Here is a 3,178-nt window from a genome sequence, read left to right as displayed (position 1 = left end):
GCCTGACCCCACCACCCGAAGTGGGGTCGACGTCGCCGAGTATGGCACCGACCTCGGATCGCGTACAAGCAAAATCCTCAAACATCTGGACTTCTACGGCGTGTCGCGAAAGCTCGCCGGCGTGTCGCGAAGCTGTCGCCGGGGTCTTGGCTCTCAGGAGCCGCCCTGGCTCAGCGCGCAGGAATTCGGTCCCATCGTCGGTGCGGCGCCGCTGGAGACCACGATGCCGAACGGCACGTCATGGCAGGCCACGCCGCCGATCCATCCCCCCGACTCGCCCCCGAGGATCACGGCCGCGGTGGTCGCGCCGCCGATGTCCATCCCGTCCACCGTGGGAGCCGCGGAATCGTCCGTCTGCAACGCGACCGACCCACCGCTCGCAGTGGTCGACAACAGTGTCGGCGATGATGTGCCGGCGATCGCGACCCCGACCGTGTTGTCGGCGAACGTGCTCGAGCGCACCGAGCCGCTGGTCGCGTCCATGAACAGCAGTCCCACCTCGCCGTTGCCGGCGAACCGGGAGGCTTCGATGCTCACGCGGTGCCGGCCGGTCACCGCGAGGCCCGCCCACGCGTTCCGCTCGAACAGGGTGTCGGTCACCTCGAGCGTGGTCTGCTCGCCGGTGACGTCGTCCGCGCCGGCGGACAGATACACGCCCGCACCGCCGATGCCGTCGGCGATGGTCGCGCCCGCCACCCGCGCGCCGCGCAGCACGAGCGACGCCCACGGACCGGCGACGACGGCCGATGCGGGATCGGGACCCGCGACTTCGACCGTCATGTCGACCACCTGCACCAGACCGGTCGCGGCGATCAGGACGGCGGCGTCGGACGCCGAGGAGCGCAGGACGGTGGCGTCCCGACCGGCGCCGCGCAGCGTCACGCCGTCGAGGAGGACGACGGTGTCGTCCGCCTCCACCGTCCCCGCCGGCAGCACGAGGGTTCCGCCCTCGGGGATCTGGGCGACGACTTCGGCGAGATCCTCGCCCGTCTCCAGCGTGCGCTCCGTCGTGTCCGCGGGGATGCGCCCGAGGAGCGTCGCCGAGACCCTGCGCCAGACGGCGGTCGCGATCGAGCCCTCCGGACGCACCTGGTCGAGCCCTGTCTGCAGCTGGTCCTCGAAGCGGTCGGCGTCGCAGCCGAGGCGTTCGCGTGTCTCCCGCGCCGCGGCGACCGCGGCGGAGAGCGGGTCGCCGGCCCCCTCGGTGTCGGGGGTTGCGCTCGGCAGCGGCTCCGGCGCGGCTGTCATCGATCCGTCGGGACCCAACGGCCCTTCGTAGCCGGCCACGACGTCCGCAACCGCGTCCGAGACGGCGGCCGCGGCCGCGTCGCACTCCGCCACACGGGTGTCTTCGGTGGGCGTCGGTCCGGGCGTCTCCGCGGCGGTGCACCCAGAGAGCACCCCGACCAGGCCCAGGACGGCGGCGGCACGCGGCAGCATCACATTGCGGAGCCTAGCGGCATGGCCGGCGGCACGGCCCGCGCCACCCGCGGGCCGTGCCGCCCGATCGGACGGGTGCGCAGGGATAATTGACCCGTGCCCACCTACCGCGATGAAGTCGTGGTCCTGCGCACCCACAAGCTGGGGGAGGCCGACAGGATCGTGACGATGCTCAGCCGCCGTCACGGCAAGCTGCGCGCCGTCGCGAAGGGGGTGCGGCGCACATCGTCGCGGTTCGGCGCACGCCTCGAGCCCTTCATGGTCGCCGATGTGCAGCTGTACCAGGGGCGCTCGCTCGACATCGTCCAGCAGGCCGAATCGCTCGGCTCCTACGGCGCCGAGATCGTCGCCCACTACGACCGGTACACCTCCGCGCACGCGATGGTCGAGGCGGCCGATCGCCTCAACGAGGCCGAGGCCACGCCCCAGCAGTACCTGCTCCTCGTCGGAGGGCTCCGCGCCCTCTCGCGCGGCGAGCATGCCTCGCGCAGCGTGCTGGATTCCTACCTGCTGCGTGCGATGGCGCTGTCGGGCTGGGCGCCCGGCCTCGGCGAATGCGCGCTCTGCGGTCGCCGCGGCCCCCACGACACGTTCGTCGCCCAGCAGGGCGGCATCGTCTGCCGCGACTGCGCTCCGACCGGGGCCGCACGCGTCGACGCCGCCACGGTGTCGCTCCTGCAGTCGCTGATGGCGGGGGAGTGGGACGCGGTGGATGCCGCGTCGCCGGGGTCGACCGCCGCCGCTTCGGGTCTCATCGCGGCCTACGCGCAGTGGCACCTCGAGCGCGGCATCCGTTCGCTCTCCCATGTCTCGGCAGCCCCGCAGGAAGGCACCAGGTGACCCCGAAGCCCTACACGCACCGCGACGCGGTGCCGTACCGCCCGCTCGACTGGACCGGCGTCTACCCGCCGGAGTACCCCCGCGGTGCCGTGCCGAACCACGTGGCCATCGTGATGGACGGCAACGGCCGCTGGGCCAATCGCCGGGGTCTCACCCGCATCGAGGGGCACAAGGCGGGCGAGGCCGCGCTGCTGGACGTCGTGGCCGGCGCCATCCAGGCGGGCGTGAAGCACCTGTCGGTCTACGCGTTCTCGACCGAGAACTGGTCGCGCTCGCCCGAAGAGGTGCGCTTCCTCATGGGCTACAACCGCGACGTGCTCCACCGTCGGCGCGATCAGCTCAATGAGTGGGGCGTCCGCATCCAGTGGGCCGGCCGCAAACCGCGCCTCTGGGGGAGCGTCATCAAGGAGCTGCAGTTCGCGGAGCAGCTGACCGCCGGCAACGACGCACTGACCCTCACGATGTGCGTGAACTACGGCGGCCGCATCGAGCTCGTCGATGCGATGCGCTCGATCGCCGACGACGTCGCGGCGGGCCGGCTGAAGCCCTCGGCGGTGTCGGAGAAGCTGATCCAGCGACGCCTCTACCGCCCGGACATGCCGGATGTGGACCTGTTCCTGCGGTCGAGCGGCGAGCAGCGCACCTCGAACTTCCTGCTGTGGGAATCGGCGTATGCGGAGTTCGTGTTCCTCGACACGCTCTGGCCCGACTTCACGCGGGAGGACCTGTGGCACGGCATCGATGCCTACCTCGGACGTGATCGCCGATTCGGCGGCGCCGTGGACGCCCCCGACGCCGCCACATCCTGATCTCACGTCTGCGTCCGACGGGGTATCCAGCGAGCCCTCGCGCCCTCATCATTGACGTGAGCCGCGCATGCGGCCGGTCAGGAGGCGCG

3 protein-coding genes are annotated in these 3,178 nt (G+C 71.8%); 2 read left to right on the top strand and 1 reads right to left on the bottom strand.

The window, feature by feature from the left end; all coding sequences use genetic code 11:
* Positions 1-153 precede the first annotated feature (153 nt).
* The gene (locus ASF40_RS06485) at positions 154-1,440 is read right to left on the bottom strand and encodes a right-handed parallel beta-helix repeat-containing protein (protein ID WP_056367374.1); all 1,287 of its coding nucleotides are present in this window, start codon (positions 1,438-1,440) and stop codon (positions 154-156) included.
* Positions 1,441-1,536: 96 nt separating this feature from the next.
* Here ASF40_RS06485 and recO point away from each other — a divergent pair, with 96 nt between their 5' ends.
* Entirely contained in the window at positions 1,537-2,280 is a 744-nt protein-coding gene (recO, locus tag ASF40_RS06480) for a DNA repair protein RecO (RefSeq protein WP_056367373.1), read from the top strand.
* Positions 2,277-3,089 (top strand): isoprenyl transferase, encoded by an 813-nt coding sequence (locus ASF40_RS06475; protein WP_056367372.1) that lies wholly within the window; start codon positions 2,277-2,279, stop codon positions 3,087-3,089. The genes recO and ASF40_RS06475 overlap by 4 nt, the downstream gene beginning before the upstream one ends.
* Positions 3,090-3,178: the final 89 nt, after the last annotated feature.

Origin of the sequence: Microbacterium sp. Leaf288, from assembly GCF_001422925.1 — a bacterium.
In the GTDB taxonomy this organism is placed as follows: Bacteria; Actinomycetota; Actinomycetes; order Actinomycetales; family Microbacteriaceae; genus Microbacterium.
The sequence above is the reverse complement of the archived record's forward strand: the minus strand, read 5'-3'. Positions and strand labels throughout refer to the sequence as shown.

Bases quoted from the DNA above. Each gene is read 5' to 3' on its own strand.
- ASF40_RS06485 (WP_056367374.1), bottom strand. From the start codon at position 1,440: ATGCTGCCGCGTGCCGCCGCCGTCCTGGGCCTGGTCGGGGTGCTCTCT.